Genomic DNA, 19991 nt, shown 5'->3' on the forward strand with positions numbered 1-19991 from the left:
CCTTTCCAAAAGGTTTAGTAAGCGTCGGCGGACAAGTGCACAAAGCCGGTTTCGTTGGTGGCGCCAGTGATGGCTTGAATCTCCACTTCAATACTGCCGTCAGAACGAAGGCTGCCGTCGAAGCCGCCTGCGCATGAATCTACATAGGCAGTGGTACCGATTAGCCGGTTCATGGGAGGCAGTACGATCACTTCGTTGGCGTTGCCGTTGGTGATGACTGCATTGGCTTTGGGGTCTGCATCTGCCAAAGACTGGGATGCACCGTCACGGCCGGCATATTCGTCGGTGACAATAACGGTTTTAATCCCTTTTTCTTCGATCTTCCGGCAGTTCATGATCAGGTCGGTATCCGGATTTCCGAAGCCCTCCTGAGAAACAATGGCGCCGTCAAGGCCGAGAAATTCGGTGAGTTTGGCTGTCCAGTTGGAGGAACGCTCTTTGTCGGCCAGGGTCACGTTTTCGTTGGTGATGATGACACCCATGAAGTTCAGGGTTTTGCCATGCTCTTCATACAGGTCTTCGATAATGGGATTGTTCAGATGCACATAGGTGGGGTTCTTGTCGCAGGCAGAAACGCAGTTGCCGCTGACAATGGCGCCGTCCATGATTTCAGTGGGGTACATGATGGTGGGAACGATTTTTTTGGCATCCACACCATAGACATAGGTGTCATGGAGGAGTCCCTGGGTTTGAAGCATGTACACATAGCCAACCCGGGGCAGTTCAGGGTACAGTTGGGCGGCTTCCCGGGGTGCCAGGGTTTCGTAGGTTTTGATCTCATCCGGCTCCACATCTTTTACGGCCTGACCCAGATAGGCGGCGGCTTTCAGGCCAAGGGTGCGCAGGGCAGCTTCGTGATCATGGGGCTTGATGCCGGCTTTGGGTTCGGCGGTAATGACCACGTTATGGGTTTTGGAGAAGGGGGTATAGTCGGCACCAATGCCTGACATGTCGATGATGCCCTCCTGGAAACCCACCACTTTACCGGCAGTGACCACGGCCACATTTTTCATGGCATGGGTACGGCCGTTTCCAACTGTGTCAACTTTCGACAGCATGCCTGGGAAAATACCCCCATGACCTTTCACCTTTACCCGGGGTTCGATGACATCTTTCACCGGGGTGATGCGAACAGACTCTCCGGGATGAGCCAGATCCACCCGGATCTTCCACAGATGCTCGTCGCCGCTGACGGCTTCCAGCAGTTCCGCATGGTCAATGACCAGAATGCGGCCGTCCAGATGGGTGCTTTCTCCAAACTGGACATCTTCAATGAATACCTTGCCAAGTTCAAGTTTCATACTGTTTCTCCCCTTTCATCATTCTTCTTTCGCTGATAACTCGTGAGACTTTCTTCTTTCCTGCCTGATTCCTGCGTGTTTCCGCCTGGTTCATGGTGGTTTCTGCCGGCTTTCTTCACTCTTCCCGCAGTAACTGCTCAAGTGACTGATGCATGGTGGGTTGCTGCTGAATCACCGTTTCAACTAAACCATAATCCACCAGCTGCAGGTCGGGCAGGTGCTCATCACGGTAGGTGCGCAATGAATTGAGCCCGCCTGCCTTTCCTTTAAAAGCGTTGAGTAATGCCATGGCCTGCTCCAGCACACTGAGTGATGGATGGTGCAGGTCGGTGGCCTCGTCAGAGAGAAAGATGGTTCGGTAGGGGGTTTCATAGGGCTTCACACTCCCGGCCAGGGGGTGTGTGAGAAGCCGGTGACCCCGGTGTACCCGGTTGCGAACGGCCACAATCACATCTTCATAGCCGCCATCCACCCACAGAAGGTTCATTTCTTCAGGCAAACGTTCTCGTACCAGGGGATTGTTGGTGACGACCATCATGGCATTCCCTCCTTTAAACATCTGTCATGCGGTCACGCAGTCATGCAGTTCTGTAACCATGAAGCATCTTTCTGAAACATCCGACAGCCCTTAACTGAGAAATCATGAGACAACAAAAAAACAGAGTCAATCATGAACACAGCTGTCATGTTGATCTCTGTTGTGGGACCTGAGAGGTTCTTCCCGGCGATGCTGCTGCCAGGACTTGCTCCTTCGGTGCTTGCGCTTTCCAGAGCGCTGTCGATATACGGTCCTTTTGCCTGAGAAATTCACTAACTCTTTTATGAAGTTAGCTTTTACCTTCGGCGGCCCTGAACGGACTCTCTCCCGCATACGTCATCCAGCTTTTGATGAAGTTGTTAACCAGTTAAGGTTGAATGATGTCTTTTCGCTATCATTATATTATGTTTTTCTATAGAAGACAATAGCAAATAAAGCAATTTGTCAAAAAAATATCAAAAGAAGCCTGAGAGAAGATTAGAACCGCTTGATGGAGTCATCAATACATGGAGTCATCAATACCAAAGAAGCTTACACGCCAAGAGTATCCACACAGTTATTGAATACCTTCATGGCCATGCGAATGTATTTCAGTGTGCGCCGGGTGGCTTCCTTGGGGGTGTATTCCACCCGTTCGGTGAGAAGATGCTGCAGCATGCTTTCATAAATGAGCAGAGTCATTTCATTTAATTCTTCCAGATCATCCTCACGCAAAAAGCCTTCCCTGACGCAGTTTTGGAGAAGGGCCAGGTTGCGAAGCGTCAGATCCTGGTTCAGCAGCATGGGTTCCAGTTCTTCAGGCAGATCTTCCAGTTCTTCGGGGAAGAGGGCGTAGTATTCCTGCATCATGTCCCGCAGAGGCTGGTTGAATTGCTTGAAAAAGAGGGTGTGATAAACCCGTGGATCCTGGAAGGAATGATAACAGAAGAACTCCCAGATGAGAAAGTACTTTTTCAGTGCGTTATCAGCGTCCTTAATGTAGTCACTCAGATGAATCACATATATTTTAAAGTGTTTGAGCAGTGCAAAAAAGATGAGGTGGTCCAGGTTATCGAAATAATTGTACAGGGTGGCACTGTTATACCCGGCGATGTCGGCGACCTTTCGGATGGTGACGGCGTCCAGCCCTTCTTCATCAATGATTTGGGTGGCGGCCTCAATGAAATAGCTCATGATGCGCCGCTTTTGTATCGTTTTCTTATCAGGTCGAATCACATTTTTCACCACGTTTTCATTTATTTGTGTGCTTCTTGCTCAATGTTTATTCATTATATCAACAGATTCTGCAAGAAGCAAGAAAGAGAGAAAAAGGGATCGCCGTGATGCTTCGATAAAAAAACAGGAAATGAGAAGGTCTCAAAAATGTACGGGAAAGTAATGGAGCCGCTGTTTGCAGATGATGAAAGAAATCGACGGAAAAATTCAAAAAAATAATCAAGATTAATCAATAAACGTATTTACAAAATCAATACGGTTATGATATTCTTTTATCAAAGTGAGAAACGAAACGTTTTCACGGAAGGAAGGAGTGTCAAGTCAATGAAACTGGAGTTGGGTCATTTTTACGTCAAGGACATTGTTTTTGGCAGTGAAACCCGGTTTGCCGACGGAGTGCTGACCATTAACAAGGAAGAAGCACTGGAAATGGTGCGGGAAGATGAACGGATCACAGAAGCAGACCTGGTGATTGTGAAGCCTGGTGACATGGTACGCATTGTTCCTGTGAAAGAAGCCATCGAACCTCGTTTCCGGGTAGGCGGCGGTCCGGTGTTCCCCGGGGTCACCGGCGATCTGATGCAGGCTGGCAACGGTCGCACCCTGGCACTGAAAAACATGAGTGTGCTGGCAGTGGGCAAACACTGGGGCGGCTTTCAGGATGGACTGATTGACATGGGAGGCGAAGGTGCCAAATACAGCTACTTCTCCCAGTTGATGAATGTCTGCCTGGTGGCCGACACCAATGAAGTGCTTGAACAGCGGGAACAGCAGAAAAAGAACCGTGCCCTGCGGTGGGCCGGTATGAAACTGGCGGAATATCTGGGTAAAACCGTGGCCGACCAGACACCTGAAGAAGTGGAAACCTTTGAACTGGCGCCGGTCACCAAGCGCACCGACGGCGAAAACAAACTGCCCAAAGTGGTGATGGTGCTTCAGCCCCAGTCACAAATGGAAGAACTGGGCTACAACGATCTGGTATATGGCTGGGATGCCAACCGGATGCTGCCCACCTTCATGCATCCCAATGAAGTGCTGGACGGCTGCATCATTTCCGGTTCCTTCATGCCCTGCTCCTCCAAATGGGCCACCTATGATTTCCAAAACTACCCCATGATCAAGCGTCTCTACCAGGAACATGGCAAAACCATCAACTTCCTGGGTGTGATCATGTCCAACCTGAACGTGGCACTGGAACAAAAAGAACGGGCCATGCTCTTTGTGGCTTCCATGGCCAAGAATCTGGGAGCCGATGCGGCGGTTGTTGCCGAAGAAGGTTACGGCAACCCGGATGCCGACTACACCGGCTGCCTGGTGGCACTGGAAAAAGCCGGCATCAAAACCGTTGGCCTCTCCAATGAGTGTACCGGTCGTGACGGCGCGTCACAGCCCCTGGTTTCCATGGATGCCCTGGCAACTGCCATGGTTTCCACAGGCAATGTGTCGGAGCTCATTCAGCTGCCCCCCATGCCGGTGGTTATTGGCGAACTGGAATCCCTGGCCCGCGACGGTCTCTCCGGCGGCTGGGATAACGACGCCATTCTGGGCGCTTCAGTACGGGAAGACGGATCCATTATCATGGAAAACAACGCCATGTTCTGCGGGGACCAGATTGTTGGCTGGTCAACCAAAACAATGGTTGAGTATTAGGAGGTGTGTCAACAGTGAAAAAAGCGATTTTATACCTGAATCAGTTTTTCGGCCAGGTGGGCGGCGAAGACATGGCCGACCACACCCCTGAAATCCGGGAAGGCCTTGTGGGGCCCGCCATGGAACTGGACAAACAGCTGGGTGACGACATACAGGTCACGCATACCATTATCTGCGGCGATAACTTCATGGGTTCCCGTCAGGAAGAAGCCATTGACATGATCAAGGATTTCCTGAAAGATAAAGAAGTAGACTTTTTCTTTGCCGGGCCCGCCTTTCGTGCCGGGCGTTACGGGGCAGCCTGCGGTCATGCAGGACGTGCCGTGCAGCAAATGTTTCCCGACGCTGTGGTGATCACCTCCATGGACGAAGAGAATCCGGGAGTGGAAATGTTCCGTAAAGACATGTTCATTTTCAGGGGTGGTGCCAGTGCGGCTGCCATGAGAAACGACCTGAAGGCCATGGCACAGTTTGCCCAAAAGCTGGCCCGGGGAGAAGAAATCACTTCTGCCAAAGAAGAAGGCTACTTTGGCCGGGGTAAACGGAAGCAGTACTTCCTCAACCCACCGGTGCCTGCCACTGAGCGTGTCATTGATATGCTGTTGAAGAAAATCAATGGTGAGGCTTATGAAACAGAACTGCCGGTGCCTGTCACCGACCTGGTGCCTGTGGCACCCCCGGTTGCGCCTGACAAGCTGTCGGAAGCCACCATTGCCATTGTCACCTCCGGCGGCATTGTGCCCGTTGGCAACCCCGACCGCATTCAATCTGCTTCTGCCACCAAGTGGGGCAAGTATGATGTTTCCGGCATGGACGACCTGAAGGCCGGCGAATACCAGACCATTCATGCGGGCTTTGACCCCATGGCGGCCAATGCCGACCCGGATGTCATTGTTCCTCTGGACGCCATGCGCCAGTATGAAAAAGAAGGCAAAATCAAAAAAATGTTCCATTATTTCTACTCCACTGTGGGCACCGGCACCACCCAAAAAGAAGCTGCCCGCATGGGGCGTGAAATTGCGGCAGAACTGAAGGAGTCCGGCGTTGACGGCGTGCTCCTTGTAGCTACCTGAGGTACTTGTACTCGTTGCGGTGCAACGATGCTAAGAGAAATTGAAAAAGCAGGCATTCCCATTGTGCTCATGGCCAACCTGATTCCTGTTGCCAAGAGTGTGGGCGTGAACAAAATGGTTCCCACCATCTCCATTCCTTATCCGCTGGGAGACCCTGCCACACCGAAAGAAGAACAGTACAAACTCCGTTACCACCGGGTGGGCGTCGCCCTGGACGCTTTAACCGCTGAGATCAGCGAGCCAACCCTTTTTAAAACCAAGATCTAAATCAGGGCGGGACTGCTGCCCGCCTGATGATTGACCATGGCAGCGGCTGAAGCCAACGGTGACCCGCTGCCGGGTCAATGTTTTTCTGATTAGCGGCTCTGTTGAATCTGTGTGTAAAGGAGTGTCTGCTCAATGAACGGTAAAAAAGTTTCCAACGACGTCTTTATCATTTCCCTTGTCATTTCCCTGGCCATCGTTGCCTGGGGTATTTTTGCCCCCGGCAATTTCGGAAACGTGGCCAATGGCACATTTAACTTCCTGGTGAACAATTTCAGCTGGCTGTACATGATTTCCATGTTTATCTTTGTGCTCTTCAGTGTGTACCTGGCCTTCAGTAAATACGGGGCCATCAAACTGGGGCCGGATGATTCCAAGCCTGAATTTTCAACTGCTTCCTGGTTTGCCATGCTCTTTGGTGCCGGTATGGGCATCGGACTGGTTTTCTGGGGAGCGGCAGAACCTCTGAATCATTTCATTTCACCCATCGGGGTGGAAGCAGGAACCTCAGAGGCAGCCAACTTTGCCATGCGCATTTCTTTCCTTCACTGGGGATTCCATCCCTGGGCCAACTATGCGGTGCTGGCCATGGCACTGGGATATTTCCAGTACCGAAAAGGTGCCCCGGGGCTCATCAGCAGTATCTTCACCCCGCTCATCGGTGAGAAGGGTGTGCAGGGGCCCATTGGCAAAACCATTGATATTCTGGCGATTTTCGCCACTGTGGCCGGTGTGGCCACTTCTCTGGGTCTGGGTGCCATGCAGATCAACGGCGGACTGAACTTCATGTTTGGCATTCCCAACACATTGATGGTTCAAATCATCATTGTGGCCGTGGTGACAGTGATCTTTATCTGGACAGCTGTGGCGGGTATTGAAAAAGGCATTGCCCTGTTGGGGGACATTAACCTGAAGGCCGCCATCCTCATGCTGGTGCTGGCCATCATTGTTGGACCAACCGTGGCCATCATCAACACCCTGGTGGGCGGCTTTGGCCGGTACCTCAGCGGATTTCTCAACGACAGCTTTTTCTTGAATCCCTTTGGCGATAACACCTGGATCGGTTGGTGGACCGTCTTTTACTGGGCTTGGTGGATTGCCTGGGCACCGTTTGTCGGCACTTTTATTGCCCGGATTTCCAAGGGCCGTACCATCCGTGAATTTGTTCTTGGTGTCATCGTGGCACCGGCCCTGGGCTCCTTTGTCTGGTTTGCTGTGTTTGGCGGCATGGGTCTGAATCTGGGACTGGAAATTGCCACAGAAGCAGCAGCAGTGACGGAAACGGCTCTCTTTGTGGTGCTGAGCAATTACCCGCTGGGAACCATCGTTTCACTGGTGGCCACCTTCCTGCTGGGTACCTTCTTTATCACCTCCGCCAACTCTGCCACCTTTGTACTGGGTATGTTCAGCTCCGGCGGAGACCTGAACCCATCCAACAGCAAGAAAATCCTCTGGGGACTGGTCATGTCCGGTGTGGCGGTATCCCTCATGGTGGCCGGCGGTCTGGCAACCCTGCAAATTGCCTCCATTGCAGCGGCTTTCCCCTTCTGCTTTGTGATGCTGGCGGCCTGCTATTCCATGCTGAAAGCCCTGAAGGAAGATGACCTCATGGTGACAGGAGAACCGGTGATTTTAGAGCCGGAGATGGCAATAGCCGAAGGAGAGCCACAAACAGCAGAATAGTGGTTTAGCAGCATAACTGTGTGACAGACTGACGGTATGAATGAATTCGATTTGATGCATTCTTTTCACATATGTAACCAAGATAAAGACAGACGGCACCCGCGACGGGTGCCGTTCTTTTTGATGTCTTATCGGGTGCTGCTGAAATGTGCAGCAGTCATCCCGGGTGAAGGTCCCGCGGTCATCTTTGCCACGCAGTAAGCACTCACCTCAGGTTGTGATTTAGAGGGTGGGTGCTTTATTCGATTAGGAATAGGGTTATCGGGTAGGTAGTCACTGAGTACTTCACATGAAATATACCAAAGATACGAAAGACAGGAATAGGAGCGTTTTTTAATGGCGGAACAAAATGTGGGCACCATTAAATCCATACGGGGCAGCGTGATTGAAGTCGTCTTCAAAGACTGTTTGCCAGGTATGAACAACAAGCTGGTAACAGGTGAAAACCAGAAGATCATCATGGAGGTAAACGCATACGTCAACGATGTCACAGTGAAAGCCATTGCCCTCACCTTTACAGCCGGTATTTCCCGGGGAGATGAGGTGATCGACACAGAGGGGCCTGTCACTGTGCCCGTAGGTATTGAAACCCTGGGAAAAATGTTTGACTTGTTCGGAAACCGGTTAGACGGAGACGACGTGATGGGTGATGATATTCCCCGCCGGTCCATTCACCAGAAACCGGTGCCCTTTTCCAAACGGGTTCCTTCAGATGAACTGTTTCTCACCGGAATCAAGGTGATTGACCTGTTGACCCCCCTGGCCAAAGGCGGCAAAGCCGGTCTTTTTGGTGGGGCAGGCGTGGGCAAAACCGTTCTTATTACGGAATTGATCAACAATACAGCTAAAAAAACAAAAGGGTACAGTGTTTTTTGCGGTATCGGCGAGCGTTCCCGGGAAGCGGAAGAGTTGTACCGGGAAATGATCGATGCCGGCGTTTACGAAAATGCGGTGCTTATTTTCGGGCAGATGAACGAACCCCCCGGCGCCCGTTTCCGGGTGGGTCATGCAGCACTCACCATGGCTGAATACCTGCGGGATGAAGAAAAAAAAGATATTCTCCTGCTCATTGACAATATTTTCCGGTTTGTCCAGGCGGGGTCTGAAGTGTCGGGTCTCATGGGCAAAATGCCATCACGGGTGGGGTATCAGCCAACCCTGGCCACTGAACTGGCGGAACTTCAGGAACGGATTTCCAGCACCCGTTCCGGGTCCATCACCTCCATTCAGGCGGTGTATGTACCGGCAGATGATTTCACCGACCCCTCTGCCACCCACACTTTTTCCCATCTTTCCGCTTCGGTGGTGCTGTCCCGAAAAAGAGCCAGTGAAGGGTTGTATCCTGCCATCAGCCCCCTTGAATCATCGTCCACCATGCTGAGCAAGTCCATTGTGGGAGAAAGGCATTATCTCATTGCACAGGAAATCAAACGAACCCTGGCTTCCTATGAAGACCTGAAAGACATCATTGCCATGCTGGGCATCGAAGAACTGTCCCAAGAGGACCGAAACATTGTGAATCGGGCCAGGCTGCTGGAACGGTTTTTAACCCAGCCTTTTTTCACCACTGAGCAGTTTACCGGAATGAAGGGGAAACTGGTGGAACTGGAAGATACCCTGACGGGCTGCGAAAAGATTCTCAATGATGAATACAGCGACTATGTTGAAAGTGATTTTTACATGATTGGCACCATTGATGAGGCAGATGAAAAACGAAGGGAGCGGACAAAAGGCCATGAACATTAAGCTGGTGCTGCCTTATCGTACGATGTTGGACCAGCCGGTGGATAAAATCACTGCCCCTGGCACCGAAGGCAGTTTTCAGGTTTTACCCAAACACATTGATGTGGTATGGAGTCTGCAGCCTGGCATCCTGACGTTGACGAAAAACAACCAAGATGAATACTATGCCATTCAACAGGGAACCCTGGTGAAAGAAGGAGACGCAGTGGTTGTCTCCACTTTTCAGGCCGTCAAAGGCGAATCTCTTGAAAAACTGCATGAATCCTTGATGGAAAGCGTTCAGAAACAGGATGAAAAGGAAAAAAAGGCCAGGGAAGCGCTGGTTAAACTGGAAACCGATACCATCAGACGTTTTATGGAAATCGAATCATAAAGAGGTGGCGCTTTGGACAAGAAAAAACTTTCTCCGGAAGAAAAAATGAAGCACAAGATCCAGTCGGACGCGGCGAAAAAAATAAAAGCCAAAACAGAAAAAGACGACATCATGTTTGGCTTGGGCGTGTTCGGTATTGTGGGCTGGTCCATTGCCATTCCCACCCTGATGGGGGTTGCAGCAGGTGCATACCTGGACAATCGCTTCCCCACAGGGTTTTCCTGGACACTCACCCTGTTGTTTGCCGGTATTTTGGCCGGTTGTTTCAATGCCTGGCACTGGGTGAAAGAAAAGAGCGGAGAAGAGTAAAGGTGGATGCAGCTTAAAGGGCGTCTGGAGAGTAAGAGGAGGCGGATGAATTGATCCTGGGTTTTTTAGGAGGTATGGGGCTGGGCCTGATTTTTTTTGGCGGCCTCTATTGGAGTGTGAATCAACTGCCAACAGTGAATCACCCAGGCCTTCTGATGGTGGCCAGTATGTTGGTGCGTATGGCGGTTCTGTTGACTGGCCTTTATTTTCTCATGGCAGGAGACATTAAAAACCTGCTGGCGGCGGTGGTGGGGGTTATGCTGGTAAAGTTTGTGATGATTGCCAGGGTGCGGCAGAATCCCCCTGCACCAACCGAAAGGGAGTGATGTAATGAACCTTGATCCCAGCGATATTATTTATTTTCAGTGGCGGTTTGTGACCATCTCAGCCACGCTGGTGTTTACCTGGATCACCATGTGTGTATTGGCGGTGGGGTCTTACCTGATTACCCGAAATGTGAAGCCTGGCCCGGAAATCAGCCAGGGGCAAAACATTCTGGAAGCCCTGATCATAACCATCAAAAAACAGATCTATGAAGTGAGTCGCCAGGACCCGGGGCCGTACCTGCCTTTTATTGGCACCCTGTTCATCTTTATTCTGGCAGCCAACATCCTGTCGGTGGTGCCGGGGTTCATCGCTCCTACCGGTTCCCTTAACACCACCATCGCCCTGGCACTGTGCGTCTTTTTGGCAGTTCCCACATTCGGAATTGCCAGCCAGGGGATTAAAGGGTATCTGAAGGAATACATTAAGCCAACGGTGATCATGCTTCCTTTCAATATCATCAGTGAAATCACCCGCACCCTGTCCCTGGCCATTCGTCTCTACGGGAATGTGATGAGTGCCAGCATCATCGCGGTTATTCTGCTGGGGGTTATTCCCCTGTTCTTTCCCGTGGTCATGCAGGTGCTGGGGCTGCTTACCGGGGTGATACAAGCCTATATATTTGCCATCCTGGCCATTGTCTACATTGGTTCTGCCACAAAAAAGAAAAAAGGAAAAAAGCAGGTCGACAGTGAACAATAACAGCGAACAATGAACAGTAAGTAAAAACAGCGAACATTAAACGAGGAGGTTGTCGAATGGATTCTGTGAGTGTCATCGGAATGACGTCAATTGTGATCGCCGGAATGACCATTGCCATTGGTTCAATTGCGCCCGCTTTAGGACAGGGAAAAGCCGTTGCCCAGGCACTGGCGTCAATTGCCCAACAGCCAGATGAAGCCAATACCATTTCAAGAACACTTTTTGTAGGCCTTGCCATGATTGAATCAACTGCCATTTACTGCTTTGTGGTTTCAATGATTTTGCTTTTCGCCAATCCATTCTGGAATTTAATAACAGGGTAGGCCGTTATGAATATTAACTGGTTTGAAATCATCGCCCAAATGATCAACTTTTTCATTCTTCTCTTTTTGTTGCAAAAACTGTTCTATAAACCTGTGATCAAAGCCATGGACGACCGGCAGCAGCGAATACGGGACAACCAGACAAAATCTGATGAGAAGATGAAAAAGGCAGATGAATTAATTGAAACCTACCACAACAACTTGGCAGAGTTGGAAAAAGAGAAAGACAAACAGTTGGAAATGGCGAAACAACAGGCAGAGGAGAAGAAAGAGGAACTGATTGCTGCCTACAAGGAAGAAGCGGAGCAAAAACGCAGCGACTATATGAAAGAAGTGGAAGAAGAGCAGGAACGGTTTATCCAGGACCTGCGGGCTTCGCTGGGGCATAATGCCGTTAAAATTGCTGAACATATTCTGGGATCCTTTTCAAAAGAAAAACTCAGTGCAAAGGTGTATGATTCATTTATGGCAAAAGTGGCGGCATTGGACGAAGACATTCTGAGGGAAGACATGGCATCCAAAGAAGAGTGTATCATCCTTATCAGTTCAGAAGAGCTGTCGGAGCAGCAAAAAGAATCCCTGGAAAAGATGCTTAAAGAGAAAGTGGGCACCTACAAGGAAATCGCCTATGAAGTTGATGAAGCACTGATTCAGGGGTATGAACTGAAACTTGAAACATTGACAGTGCATACCAATGTGCGCAAGTATCTGGAGGAAGCAGAAAAGAACGTCCAGCAACTCATTGAAAAACGGACGGCCTAAACCAGGCTGACGTCAGATTCATTAGACAGGTAAGGTGGTTAACCCATGCTGATAAAACAACTTTCCCTATTGGAAGAAACCATCGACGCAGCTGTGGATCAACAGCTGGGCAAAGAAGATGTGGAAGAAAGCGGTACGGTGATGTCCATTGATAATGGCATTGCCGTGATCAAAGGGCTAAAGGCTGTGAAAAACCAGGAGCTTATCAAGTTTCCTGGAGATACCATGGGAATGGCCTTTAACCTGGATTTCCGTTCTGTTGGTGTGATTCTACTGGGGGAATATAAGCACATTCAATCAGGCGACAGGGTGACACGAAGTTACCAGGTGGCAGATATTCCCGCGTCACAGGACGTGTTGGGCCGGGTCATCAGTCCCCTGGGAGAACCCTTGGACGATCTGGGCCCCATTGAAACGGACCGGCGGATGCCCATCGAACGGGAGGCGCCTCCCATCATGCACCGGGCACCGGTGAACAAGCCCCTGCAAACCGGCCTGAAGGTGATCGATTCGGTGGTGCCCATCGGGAAAGGCCAGCGGGAACTGATTCTGGGCGACCGGCAAACCGGAAAAACCGCCATTGCTGTTGACACTATCATTAACCAGCGTGAGGCAGATGTGATTTGCATCTATTGCGCCATCGGGCAGCAAATCACCGCCGTGGCCAAGGTGATTGAGGTATTGAAAGAACATGATGCCATGGGCTATACCGTGGTTATGGTGGCTGGTTCAGAATCGGCCCCGGGAGTTTCTTTTATTGCTCCGTATGCCGCCACTTCTCTGGGAGAGTATTTTATGGAGAAGGGGAGAGATGTGCTGATTATTTATGATGACCTGACACGGCACGCCCGGGCATACCGGGAACTGTCATTGCTGTTGGAACGGCCTCCCGGCCGGGAAGCTTATCCTGGCGATATCTTCTATATCCATTCCCGGCTGTTGGAACGTTCCACACATTTAAAACCAGCCTTTGGCGGTGGAAGTTTGACAGCACTGCCCATCATTGAAACCCAGGCAGAAAACCTGTCTGCCTACATTCCCACCAACCTGATTTCCATCACCGACGGCCAAATTGCACTTTCTCCCAAGCTGTACCAAAAAGGGAACCTGCCGGCAGTGAAAATTGGCACTTCTGTTTCCCGGGTGGGTGGCAAGACCCAGGTACCGGCTTACCGCCAGATTACCAGTGCCCTGAAGTTGACCTATTCCCAGTTTGAAGAGCTGGAAACTTTTGCCAGTTTCGGTACTCGATTGGACGAAAGCACCAAGCGAATCCTGGAGAGGGGTAAGCGAATCCGGGCGGTGCTGAACCAGCCCCAATACCAGCCCATTGAGGTGACGGAACAGATCGGCATTCTCATGGCGGTCACATCCGGCACCCTGGACAGTGTGCCGGTGGATAAAATTAGCCAGGCGGAAAGAATGATCCAGACCCTGGTGCGGGAAGATGAAACCTTTCGCAAACAGCTGATGGAAGAGGAACGTCTGGACGAAAATGTCAAGGAAAGCTTTCTGCAGCGAGTCAGCGACAGGTTGAAAGAGGAGTGGGATGAGGCAGATGGAAAACCTGCAATCGATTAAACGCAGTATCAATTCGGCTGAAAGCCTTCAATCCATTGTTTCCACCATGAAAGCCCACGCATCTTCTGTGATTACCCAGTTTCAGAATGCGGCTGCGGCTTCCATGGCTTATCGGCATGTGCTGGACCGAGCGCTGTACGTCGTCATCACCACCGGCGAAGAAACAAAAGATCACCGGCAGGAGGTGAAAGGCAGTGACATACATGTTCTTTTTGGGTCAGATCATGGGTTGGTGGGAAGGTTTAATGAACGCATCGTTGCCTTTGCACAGGAAAAGATCACACCGGCAAATGAAGATGTGATCCTTGTGGTTGGGCAGCAAGTCATTAACCGGCTGGAAAAAGGGTTTAAGGTGGACGTGGTTTTGCCTGTTCCCCAGACGGAAGAAGGGATTACTTCCATGGTGCAGCGACTTCTTCTGGCCATTGATGAAATTCGGGAAAGCAAGACCATTGGCCGCATTTTACTGTACTACAACAAACCTCAGGATGCCGCCTCCTTTACCGAAGAAACGGAACTGCTTTTTCCCATTGACCTGGAAGAACTGGCTAAAAACAAGGCGGACTGGCAGTCCAACGCGCTGCCCACTTATTTTGTCAGTAAGAAGAATCTGCTTTCTCATTTGATCCATCAGTATTTTTTTATCAGCCTTTACCGGGCCTTTTGTTATTCCCTGGCTTCGGAAAACGCCAGCCGGTTAGCTTCCATGCAGGCAGCGGAAAAAAACATTGATGAAAGGCTGACGGAACTAAATGCCAAGTACCGCCGGCAGCGTCAGAATCAGATTACTGAAGAAGTCAATGATGTGATCTCGGGCTTTAAGGCCATTAAGAAGTCCAAGGAGCAGGAGGCGTTAAACGGCACATGATAACAGTCATCTTATTGATGGTCATTTACATGGCTTTTATTTCTCTGGGATTACCCGATGCTGTTTTTGGTGTGGCCTGGCCCTTAATTCGTACTGAATGGGTGATGGATTTAAAGGCAGGCGGTTTGATTGCCACCGTGACAACCATTGGAACTGTGGCAAGCAGTTTACTCAGCGGCAGACTCATTGCTGCTTTTGGCGAAGGAAAAATTGCTTTTTTCAGCACCTTTCTCACAGCGGCAGCGCTCTTGGGATTTGGTGTGGCGCCCCATTATGGGTGGATCATTTTTCTGGCAGTACCCCTGGGGTTTGGCGCCGGATCTGTGGATACAGCACTGAACCATTTTGTGGCGACGCATTTCAGGGCACATCATATGAACTGGCTTCATGCCTGCTGGGGCATTGGTGCCACGGCGGGTCCCCTTGTCATGTCAGCGGTACTGATGCAAACTCAATCCTGGCGGGCCGGTTTCCGTACCATTGCCTACATTCAGTTTGCACTGGCAGCATTGTTGCTGGTTTCCCTTCCCCTGTGGCGAAAACACCAGGACAGAATGGAATTTGAGGATAAAAAACCTGCCAGAGCTCTTGCGGCCCGGGAGGTTTTCAGAACCAAAGGCGCACCGAATGCCATGCTGGTGTTTCTTTTTTACTGTGGCGGGGAATATGCCATGGGATTATGGGGTGCCAGCTATTTGTTACAGTTCCATGGAATCTCCCTTGAGCGGGCGGCACAGGTGGTGGCCCTTTACTATGGAGGCATCACCTTTGGCCGACTACTGGCAGGTGGGATCTCATTTAAACTGAACAACAGTCAACTGATAAAATGGGGGGTTTGCCGTATCCGGCAGTGGCGCGATCATGCTGATATCAGGAATCTTGCCCATGGCGGCATTTTTGCTGATAGGGGTTGGATTCGCCCCTGTTTTTCCTGCCATGGTCCACGAAACCCCCATTCGTTTTGGGACACAGATTTCCCAAACACTCATTGGGTATCAGCTTGCCGCAGCTTATGTGGGAGTGGCCGTGATTCCACCCATGATGGGCGTTGCCATGTCTCAGTGGGGGCTTCGGCTGTTCCCCTTTCTCATATTGGTAATGATTTTGCTTCAATGGAACCGGGTGGCAGCCATTAAGGCATGATTCTTGGTGGCTCAACTGAAAGGGAGGCAGCTGAATTCATCAGTTGCCTCCCTTTCGATAATGATGGTCAATCATGTGATCACGCAGAATTTCCAGAAGGTTGAAGCTGCTGCATAATCGCTTCGGCAGCCTGTTCCAGGGTAATGCCGTTATCCATGGCTTTGCGCCGCAGGTAGGCATAAGCCTCCTGCTCTGTCAGTTGTTTTTGATCCATCAGCAACCCCTTGGCCCGGTCAACGGTTTTGCGTCCCTCCAGTGAACGTTCCAACCGGGTGACCTTGTCGGTGAGGGAGGCGATTTTTCGGGCATTCACCATGGCAAAATCCAGAATCTGTCCCATCTGCCGGGACTGAAGGGGTTTGGTGAGATAGGCATACACATGGCGTTTTTGAATCATGTCCAAAAACTCCGGGGTTACCTGACTGGCGAGATAGAGGACGGTGGAAAGATTGTCGGTTTCGATGATGCGGCCCAGCTCGGCGGCAGACATCCCCCAGATGCCGGCATCGATGATCACCAGATCAGGCTTGAGTTTTCGGGCAACCCGAAGGGTGTGGGCGCCGTCGGTGGCCTGAAAGGTCCAGTACCCTTGTCGATTCAGCATGTCACAGACTTTTTTTCGGCTGACTTCACTGCTGTCGGCCACCAGAATTTTTTCTCGGTGCATGAGCGTCGCCCTCCCTTCCAACAAACCTTTTTTGGACACAGGCATTCACGGGTGTCATCCTTTTGTATTGGAATCTTCTCTGGCAAAGGGAACTGTTTGTACAAGAGTGATCCGCTGATTTCGGCAAACAAATGGCAGTCAGCGTGGTGAGGGTTTAGAATTTCCTCAGGTAGCGGTCCAGCTCCCACTGGGACACATAGGCGGAGTATTTTTTCCATTCATACAGGGCGGCATCCATGAACTTTTCAGTGATGTGGGGGCCCAGGGCACCTTTGATCACATCGTTCTTCGCCAGCTCCTGTACAGCCTCAAAGAGGCTGCCCGGCAGGCAGTCGATGCAGTTGAGGCTGCGTTCCTCGTCGTTCATTTCGTAAAGGTTGGTCACCACTGGGTCGGGGGGTGTCAGTTTGTTTTTGATGCCGTCCAGTCCTGCCCGCAGAATGGCTGCCAATGCCAGGTAAGGGTTGGCAGAGGGGTCTGGGTTACGAAGCTCAATGCGGGTGGAATTGCCCCGTTTAGCGGGAATGCGAATCAGAGGGCTGCGGTTACTGGCAGACCAGGCGATCATCACTGGTGCTTCATAACCGGGAACCAGGCGCTTGTATGAGTTCACTGTGGGGTTGGTAACGGCTGCGAAGCCCCGGGCATTTTTAATCACCCCGGCTAAAAAAGCATAGGTGGTTGCAGAAAGCTGCATGGGGTCGACTTCATCATAAAAGGCGTTTTTGCCTTCCAGTGTTGCCAGAGACAGATTGATGTGCATGCCAGAGCCGTTGATACCAAAGCGGGGCTTGGGCATGAAGGTGGCGTGGAGGCCGTGGCGCTGGGCAACAATGCGAACAGCCATTTTGAAGGTCATGATATTATCTGCGGTGGTGAGGGCATCGGCATACTTAAAGTCGATTTCATGCTGACCGGGAGCCACTTCATGATGAGACGCCTCAATTTCAAAGCCCATTTCAGTGAGCACGTTGACCATATCCAGACGGGCACTGCCTCCCAGGTCGATGGGTGCCAGATCGAAATAGCCTGCATTGTCGTGGGTGTCCAGGGTGGGATTTCCCTGTTCGTCGGTGTTAAAGAGAAAAAACTCACACTCGGGGCCCACATTCATGGTGTAGCCCATTTCTTCGGCTTCCTTCAGAACGCTTTTCAGAGCGTTTCGGGGACAACCCACAAAGGGAGTGCCGTCGGGTTTGTACACATCACAGATGATGCGGGCTTCTTTGGGCTGGCTGGTCCAGGGAAAAACGGTGAAGGTGTCCAGATCAGGCCAAAGGTACATGTCGGACTCTTCGATGCGCACAAAGCCGTCAATGGAAGAACCGTCAAACATCATTTCGTTGTCCAGGGCCTTATCCAGTTGATCAGTGAGGATGGAGACGTTTTTCATCACCCCCATAATATCGGTAAACTGCAGATGGATAAAACCGACTTCCAGTTCCTTGACTTTTTTCAGCAGGGCTTCTTTTTGACTCATTAAAACACGCTCCTTTGCGTTTTTTTACCAAGCACTCAGGGGAGCCTGACAGCAGCGCCGGTTCCCTGGATGCATGAATGGATGTGGTGAAAAGGCATGATCTAAAAAGTGCAAAGGAAACCGGGAATATGGTGACTTTCGCGCGATAAAGCAACAGAATGTCACCATGATACAATATTCCCCGATGTTTTTCAACAAAAGAGGCAAAATGACCCGGTTTCCTTTGATTTGATGGGCCGCTCTGTCAGGACAGAGACTGAAGGAATCTGCCACTGTCATAAAGATCAACGAATAACCATGAGAGCAGTTCTAAGGCTGGTTATCCAGTGCAGTGACACCTTCGTCGCCGTTTCGAATGCGAATCACATTGGAAACAGGATAGACAAAAATCTTTCCGTCGCCAATTTCGCCGGTACGCAGTACTTTTTTGGCGACATCAATAACAGCTTCCACCGGCACTTCGCTGATAACGGTCTCCACTTTAATCTTGGGCAGCAGGGAAGGTGTGTAGGGGACGCCCCGGTAGTTGGCCGGCTGTCCCTTCTGAACACCACAGCCCATGACATTGGTGACAGTCATACCCATTACTCCCAACTCATTCAGGGCTTCTTTCAGGGCTTCAAATTTGCCGGGACGCGTAATGATTTCCACTTTAAAAATAGGTTGATCCATTGATAAGCACCTCCCTTATTGAATGGTATCCAGCAATACTTTTGGTTCGAAATCAGCGTAGCTTTCGGTACCATGTTCTTTCAGATCCAGGCCCAGCACTTCCTCTTCGCTGTTGACACGCAGGCCAATGGTTAAGTCGATGGCTTTAAACAGCACGAAGGTGGTGGCAAAAGTCCACAGGGCAATGGCTGCCACGCCTGTGAGCTGCACCAGCAGTAATTGAGCACCGCCGCCGTAGAGAAGACCGCCCTCGGTGGCAAAAATACCCACGGCGATGGTTCCCACTGCACCGCAGATGCCGTGCACACTCACTGCACCCACGGGGTCATCCACTTTCAGTTTTTGATCAAGCAGCTCAATGGCCAGTACCACCGTCAGACCGGCAATGGCACCAATACATGCAGCGCCCAGGGGGCTGACAATGTCAGTGCCGGCGGTGATGCCCACCAGTCCGGCCAAAGCACCGTTGAGAGTGATGCTCACATCAGGTTTGCCGTACCGGGTCCAGGAGATGGTCATGGCCATCACGGCACCCATGGAGGCGGCCAGATTGGTGGTGACGAAGATGTGGGCCATGGAAACGGCATCGGCTTCCAGGGTGGAACCGCCATTGAATCCAAACCATCCAAACCAGAGGATGAAAACACCCAAAGCACCCAGCGTCAGGTTGTGGCCTTTGATGGGATGAATACTGCCGTCTTTGCCGTATTTCCCCAGTCTTGGGCCGAGAATCCAGGCACCGGTGAGGGCTGCCCAGCCACCCAGGGAGTGAACCACTGTCGAGCCGGCAAAATCGTGGAAGCCCAGTTCACCCAACCAGCCGCCGCCCCAGATCCAGTGACCGGCAATGGGGTAGATCACAGCGCTGATCACAAAGCTGTAGAGCAGGTAAGACTTGAACTTGGTGCGCTCAGCCATGGCACCGGAAACGATGGTGGCAGCAGTGGCGCAGAAAACTGTCTGAAAAATGAGGAAAGCTTCTTTTGGAATGGTCAGGCCCAGGTGTTCATAAAGACCGGTGGAGAGAAAGTTGACACCACCGATGAGACCGGCGTTGGAGACGCCAAACATGAGGCTGAAGCCGAGAATCCAATAAATGAGAGAACCGACGGTGAAGTCCATCAGGTTTTTCATGATGATGTTGCCGGCATTTTTGGCCCGGGTAAACCCGGCCTCCACCATGGCGAACCCGGCCTGCATGAAAAAGACCAGTCCGGCAGCCAGCAGTACCCATAACGTATCAAGTGCAGAATAGTCGATCATCGTTAAAACTCCCTTCAATCATTGATTATGAACCGATAAAATGAAATATAATGCGAT

Annotated in this window: 20 protein-coding genes and 1 riboswitch; of the genes, 13 read left to right on the forward strand and 7 right to left on the reverse strand. The window is 51.0% G+C overall.

What is annotated here, in order from left to right; genetic code table 11:
• Positions 1 to 14 precede the first annotated feature (14 nt).
• From QOL74_RS07505 to QOL74_RS07515, 3 genes are all read right to left on the reverse strand, one after another.
• Positions 15 to 1301, reverse strand: coding sequence for a glycine/sarcosine/betaine reductase component B subunit (locus tag QOL74_RS07505; RefSeq protein WP_283408837.1), 1287 nt, complete (start codon positions 1299 to 1301; stop codon positions 15 to 17).
• 115 nt (positions 1302 to 1416) lie between these two features.
• Positions 1417 to 1839 carry a GrdX family protein gene (locus QOL74_RS07510; protein WP_283408838.1) on the reverse strand — a complete coding sequence of 141 codons (423 nt, stop codon included), beginning with the start codon at positions 1837 to 1839 and terminating at the stop codon, positions 1417 to 1419.
• Between the two features lie 238 nt (positions 1840 to 2077).
• Positions 2078 to 2179: riboswitch (glycine riboswitch) on the reverse strand.
• A gap of 191 nt (positions 2180 to 2370) precedes the next feature.
• Positions 2371 to 3012 (reverse strand): TetR/AcrR family transcriptional regulator, encoded by a 642-nt coding sequence (locus QOL74_RS07515; RefSeq protein ID WP_283408839.1) that lies wholly within the window; start codon positions 3010 to 3012, stop codon positions 2371 to 2373.
• A gap of 366 nt (positions 3013 to 3378) precedes the next feature.
• On the opposite strand from QOL74_RS07515, the gene QOL74_RS07520 reads away from it, so the two are divergent.
• From QOL74_RS07520 to QOL74_RS07580, 13 genes are all read left to right on the forward strand, one after another.
• Positions 3379 to 4704, forward strand: coding sequence for a glycine/sarcosine/betaine reductase component B subunit (locus tag QOL74_RS07520; RefSeq protein WP_283408840.1), 1326 nt, complete (start codon positions 3379 to 3381; stop codon positions 4702 to 4704).
• Between the two features lie 14 nt (positions 4705 to 4718).
• Positions 4719 to 6044, forward strand: coding sequence for a glycine/betaine/sarcosine/D-proline family reductase selenoprotein B (locus tag QOL74_RS07525; protein ID WP_283408841.1), 1326 nt, complete (start codon positions 4719 to 4721; stop codon positions 6042 to 6044).
• Positions 6045 to 6176: 132 nt separating this feature from the next.
• Positions 6177 to 7724 carry a glycine betaine uptake BCCT transporter gene (locus QOL74_RS07530; protein WP_283408842.1) on the forward strand — a complete coding sequence of 516 codons (1548 nt, stop codon included), beginning with the start codon at positions 6177 to 6179 and terminating at the stop codon, positions 7722 to 7724.
• A 336-nt stretch (positions 7725 to 8060) separates the two neighbouring features.
• A complete protein-coding gene (gene atpD, locus QOL74_RS07535) occupies positions 8061 to 9470 on the forward strand; it encodes a F0F1 ATP synthase subunit beta (RefSeq protein ID WP_283408843.1) in 1410 nt (469 codons plus the stop codon).
• A complete protein-coding gene (locus QOL74_RS07540; protein ID WP_283408844.1) occupies positions 9460 to 9840 on the forward strand; it encodes a F0F1 ATP synthase subunit epsilon in 381 nt (126 codons plus the stop codon). Before atpD ends, QOL74_RS07540 begins: the two co-directional genes overlap by 11 nt.
• Positions 9841 to 9852: 12 nt before the next feature.
• Entirely contained in the window at positions 9853 to 10149 is a 297-nt protein-coding gene (locus QOL74_RS07545) for an AtpZ/AtpI family protein (protein WP_283408845.1), read from the forward strand.
• Positions 10150 to 10199: 50 nt separating this feature from the next.
• Positions 10200 to 10475: an ATP synthase subunit I gene (locus QOL74_RS07550; protein ID WP_283408846.1), complete on the forward strand. Its 276-nt coding sequence runs from the start codon at positions 10200 to 10202 to the stop codon at positions 10473 to 10475.
• A 4-nt stretch (positions 10476 to 10479) separates the two neighbouring features.
• Positions 10480 to 11175 carry a F0F1 ATP synthase subunit A gene (locus tag QOL74_RS07555; protein WP_283408847.1) on the forward strand — a complete coding sequence of 232 codons (696 nt, stop codon included), beginning with the start codon at positions 10480 to 10482 and terminating at the stop codon, positions 11173 to 11175.
• A gap of 56 nt (positions 11176 to 11231) precedes the next feature.
• Positions 11232 to 11498: a F0F1 ATP synthase subunit C gene (locus tag QOL74_RS07560; RefSeq protein WP_283408848.1), complete on the forward strand. Its 267-nt coding sequence runs from the start codon at positions 11232 to 11234 to the stop codon at positions 11496 to 11498.
• Positions 11499 to 11504: 6 nt separating this feature from the next.
• The gene (locus tag QOL74_RS07565) at positions 11505 to 12260 is read left to right on the forward strand and encodes a F0F1 ATP synthase subunit delta (protein WP_283408849.1); all 756 of its coding nucleotides are present in this window, start codon (positions 11505 to 11507) and stop codon (positions 12258 to 12260) included.
• A 45-nt stretch (positions 12261 to 12305) separates the two neighbouring features.
• Positions 12306 to 13841, forward strand: coding sequence for an alternate F1F0 ATPase, F1 subunit alpha (locus tag QOL74_RS07570; RefSeq protein ID WP_283408850.1), 1536 nt, complete (start codon positions 12306 to 12308; stop codon positions 13839 to 13841).
• Entirely contained in the window at positions 13819 to 14709 is an 891-nt protein-coding gene (locus QOL74_RS07575; protein WP_283408851.1) for a F0F1 ATP synthase subunit gamma, read from the forward strand. The genes QOL74_RS07570 and QOL74_RS07575 overlap by 23 nt, the downstream gene beginning before the upstream one ends.
• The gene (locus QOL74_RS07580) at positions 14706 to 15845 is read left to right on the forward strand and encodes an MFS transporter (RefSeq protein WP_283408852.1); all 1140 of its coding nucleotides are present in this window, start codon (positions 14706 to 14708) and stop codon (positions 15843 to 15845) included. The genes QOL74_RS07575 and QOL74_RS07580 overlap by 4 nt, the downstream gene beginning before the upstream one ends.
• Positions 15846 to 15931: 86 nt before the next feature.
• Here QOL74_RS07580 and QOL74_RS07585 read toward each other — a convergent pair whose 3' ends face one another.
• The 4 genes from QOL74_RS07585 to QOL74_RS07600 form a co-directional block, all read right to left on the reverse strand.
• Positions 15932 to 16519 (reverse strand): ANTAR domain-containing response regulator, encoded by a 588-nt coding sequence (locus QOL74_RS07585; protein ID WP_283408853.1) that lies wholly within the window; start codon positions 16517 to 16519, stop codon positions 15932 to 15934.
• A 154-nt stretch (positions 16520 to 16673) separates the two neighbouring features.
• Positions 16674 to 17999: a type I glutamate--ammonia ligase gene (gene glnA / locus QOL74_RS07590; RefSeq protein WP_283408854.1), complete on the reverse strand. Its 1326-nt coding sequence runs from the start codon at positions 17997 to 17999 to the stop codon at positions 16674 to 16676.
• 309 nt (positions 18000 to 18308) lie between these two features.
• Positions 18309 to 18671: a P-II family nitrogen regulator gene (locus QOL74_RS07595; protein WP_283408855.1), complete on the reverse strand. Its 363-nt coding sequence runs from the start codon at positions 18669 to 18671 to the stop codon at positions 18309 to 18311.
• A 15-nt stretch (positions 18672 to 18686) separates the two neighbouring features.
• Positions 18687 to 19934 (reverse strand): ammonium transporter, encoded by a 1248-nt coding sequence (locus tag QOL74_RS07600; RefSeq protein ID WP_283408856.1) that lies wholly within the window; start codon positions 19932 to 19934, stop codon positions 18687 to 18689.
• Positions 19935 to 19991: the final 57 nt, after the last annotated feature.

Source organism: Anoxynatronum buryatiense (assembly GCF_900182905.1).
Lineage (GTDB): Bacteria > Bacillota > Clostridia > Peptostreptococcales > Tindalliaceae > Anoxynatronum > Anoxynatronum buryatiense.

What these genes read in the sequence shown, in the direction of transcription:
- QOL74_RS07505 (WP_283408837.1), bottom strand. Translation starts at nt 1,301, where the DNA reads ATGAAACTTGAACTTGGCAAGGTATTCATTGAAGATGTCCAGTTTGGA.
- QOL74_RS07510 (WP_283408838.1), bottom strand. Translation starts at nt 1,839, where the DNA reads ATGATGGTCGTCACCAACAATCCCCTGGTACGAGAACGTTTGCCTGAA.
- QOL74_RS07515 (WP_283408839.1), bottom strand. Translation starts at nt 3,012, where the DNA reads ATGAGCTATTTCATTGAGGCCGCCACCCAAATCATTGATGAAGAAGGG.
- QOL74_RS07520 (WP_283408840.1), top strand. Translation starts at nt 3,379, where the DNA reads ATGAAACTGGAGTTGGGTCATTTTTACGTCAAGGACATTGTTTTTGGC.
- QOL74_RS07530 (WP_283408842.1), top strand. Translation starts at nt 6,177, where the DNA reads ATGAACGGTAAAAAAGTTTCCAACGACGTCTTTATCATTTCCCTTGTC.
- atpD (WP_283408843.1), top strand. Translation starts at nt 8,061, where the DNA reads ATGGCGGAACAAAATGTGGGCACCATTAAATCCATACGGGGCAGCGTG.
- QOL74_RS07540 (WP_283408844.1), top strand. Translation starts at nt 9,460, where the DNA reads ATGAACATTAAGCTGGTGCTGCCTTATCGTACGATGTTGGACCAGCCG.
- QOL74_RS07555 (WP_283408847.1), top strand. Translation starts at nt 10,480, where the DNA reads ATGAACCTTGATCCCAGCGATATTATTTATTTTCAGTGGCGGTTTGTG.
- QOL74_RS07560 (WP_283408848.1), top strand. Translation starts at nt 11,232, where the DNA reads ATGGATTCTGTGAGTGTCATCGGAATGACGTCAATTGTGATCGCCGGA.
- QOL74_RS07565 (WP_283408849.1), top strand. Translation starts at nt 11,505, where the DNA reads ATGAATATTAACTGGTTTGAAATCATCGCCCAAATGATCAACTTTTTC.
- QOL74_RS07570 (WP_283408850.1), top strand. Translation starts at nt 12,306, where the DNA reads ATGCTGATAAAACAACTTTCCCTATTGGAAGAAACCATCGACGCAGCT.
- QOL74_RS07575 (WP_283408851.1), top strand. Translation starts at nt 13,819, where the DNA reads ATGGAAAACCTGCAATCGATTAAACGCAGTATCAATTCGGCTGAAAGC.
- QOL74_RS07580 (WP_283408852.1), top strand. Translation starts at nt 14,706, where the DNA reads ATGATAACAGTCATCTTATTGATGGTCATTTACATGGCTTTTATTTCT.
- QOL74_RS07585 (WP_283408853.1), bottom strand. Translation starts at nt 16,519, where the DNA reads ATGCACCGAGAAAAAATTCTGGTGGCCGACAGCAGTGAAGTCAGCCGA.
- glnA (WP_283408854.1), bottom strand. Translation starts at nt 17,999, where the DNA reads ATGAGTCAAAAAGAAGCCCTGCTGAAAAAAGTCAAGGAACTGGAAGTC.
- QOL74_RS07595 (WP_283408855.1), bottom strand. Translation starts at nt 18,671, where the DNA reads ATGGATCAACCTATTTTTAAAGTGGAAATCATTACGCGTCCCGGCAAA.
- QOL74_RS07600 (WP_283408856.1), bottom strand. Translation starts at nt 19,934, where the DNA reads ATGATCGACTATTCTGCACTTGATACGTTATGGGTACTGCTGGCTGCC.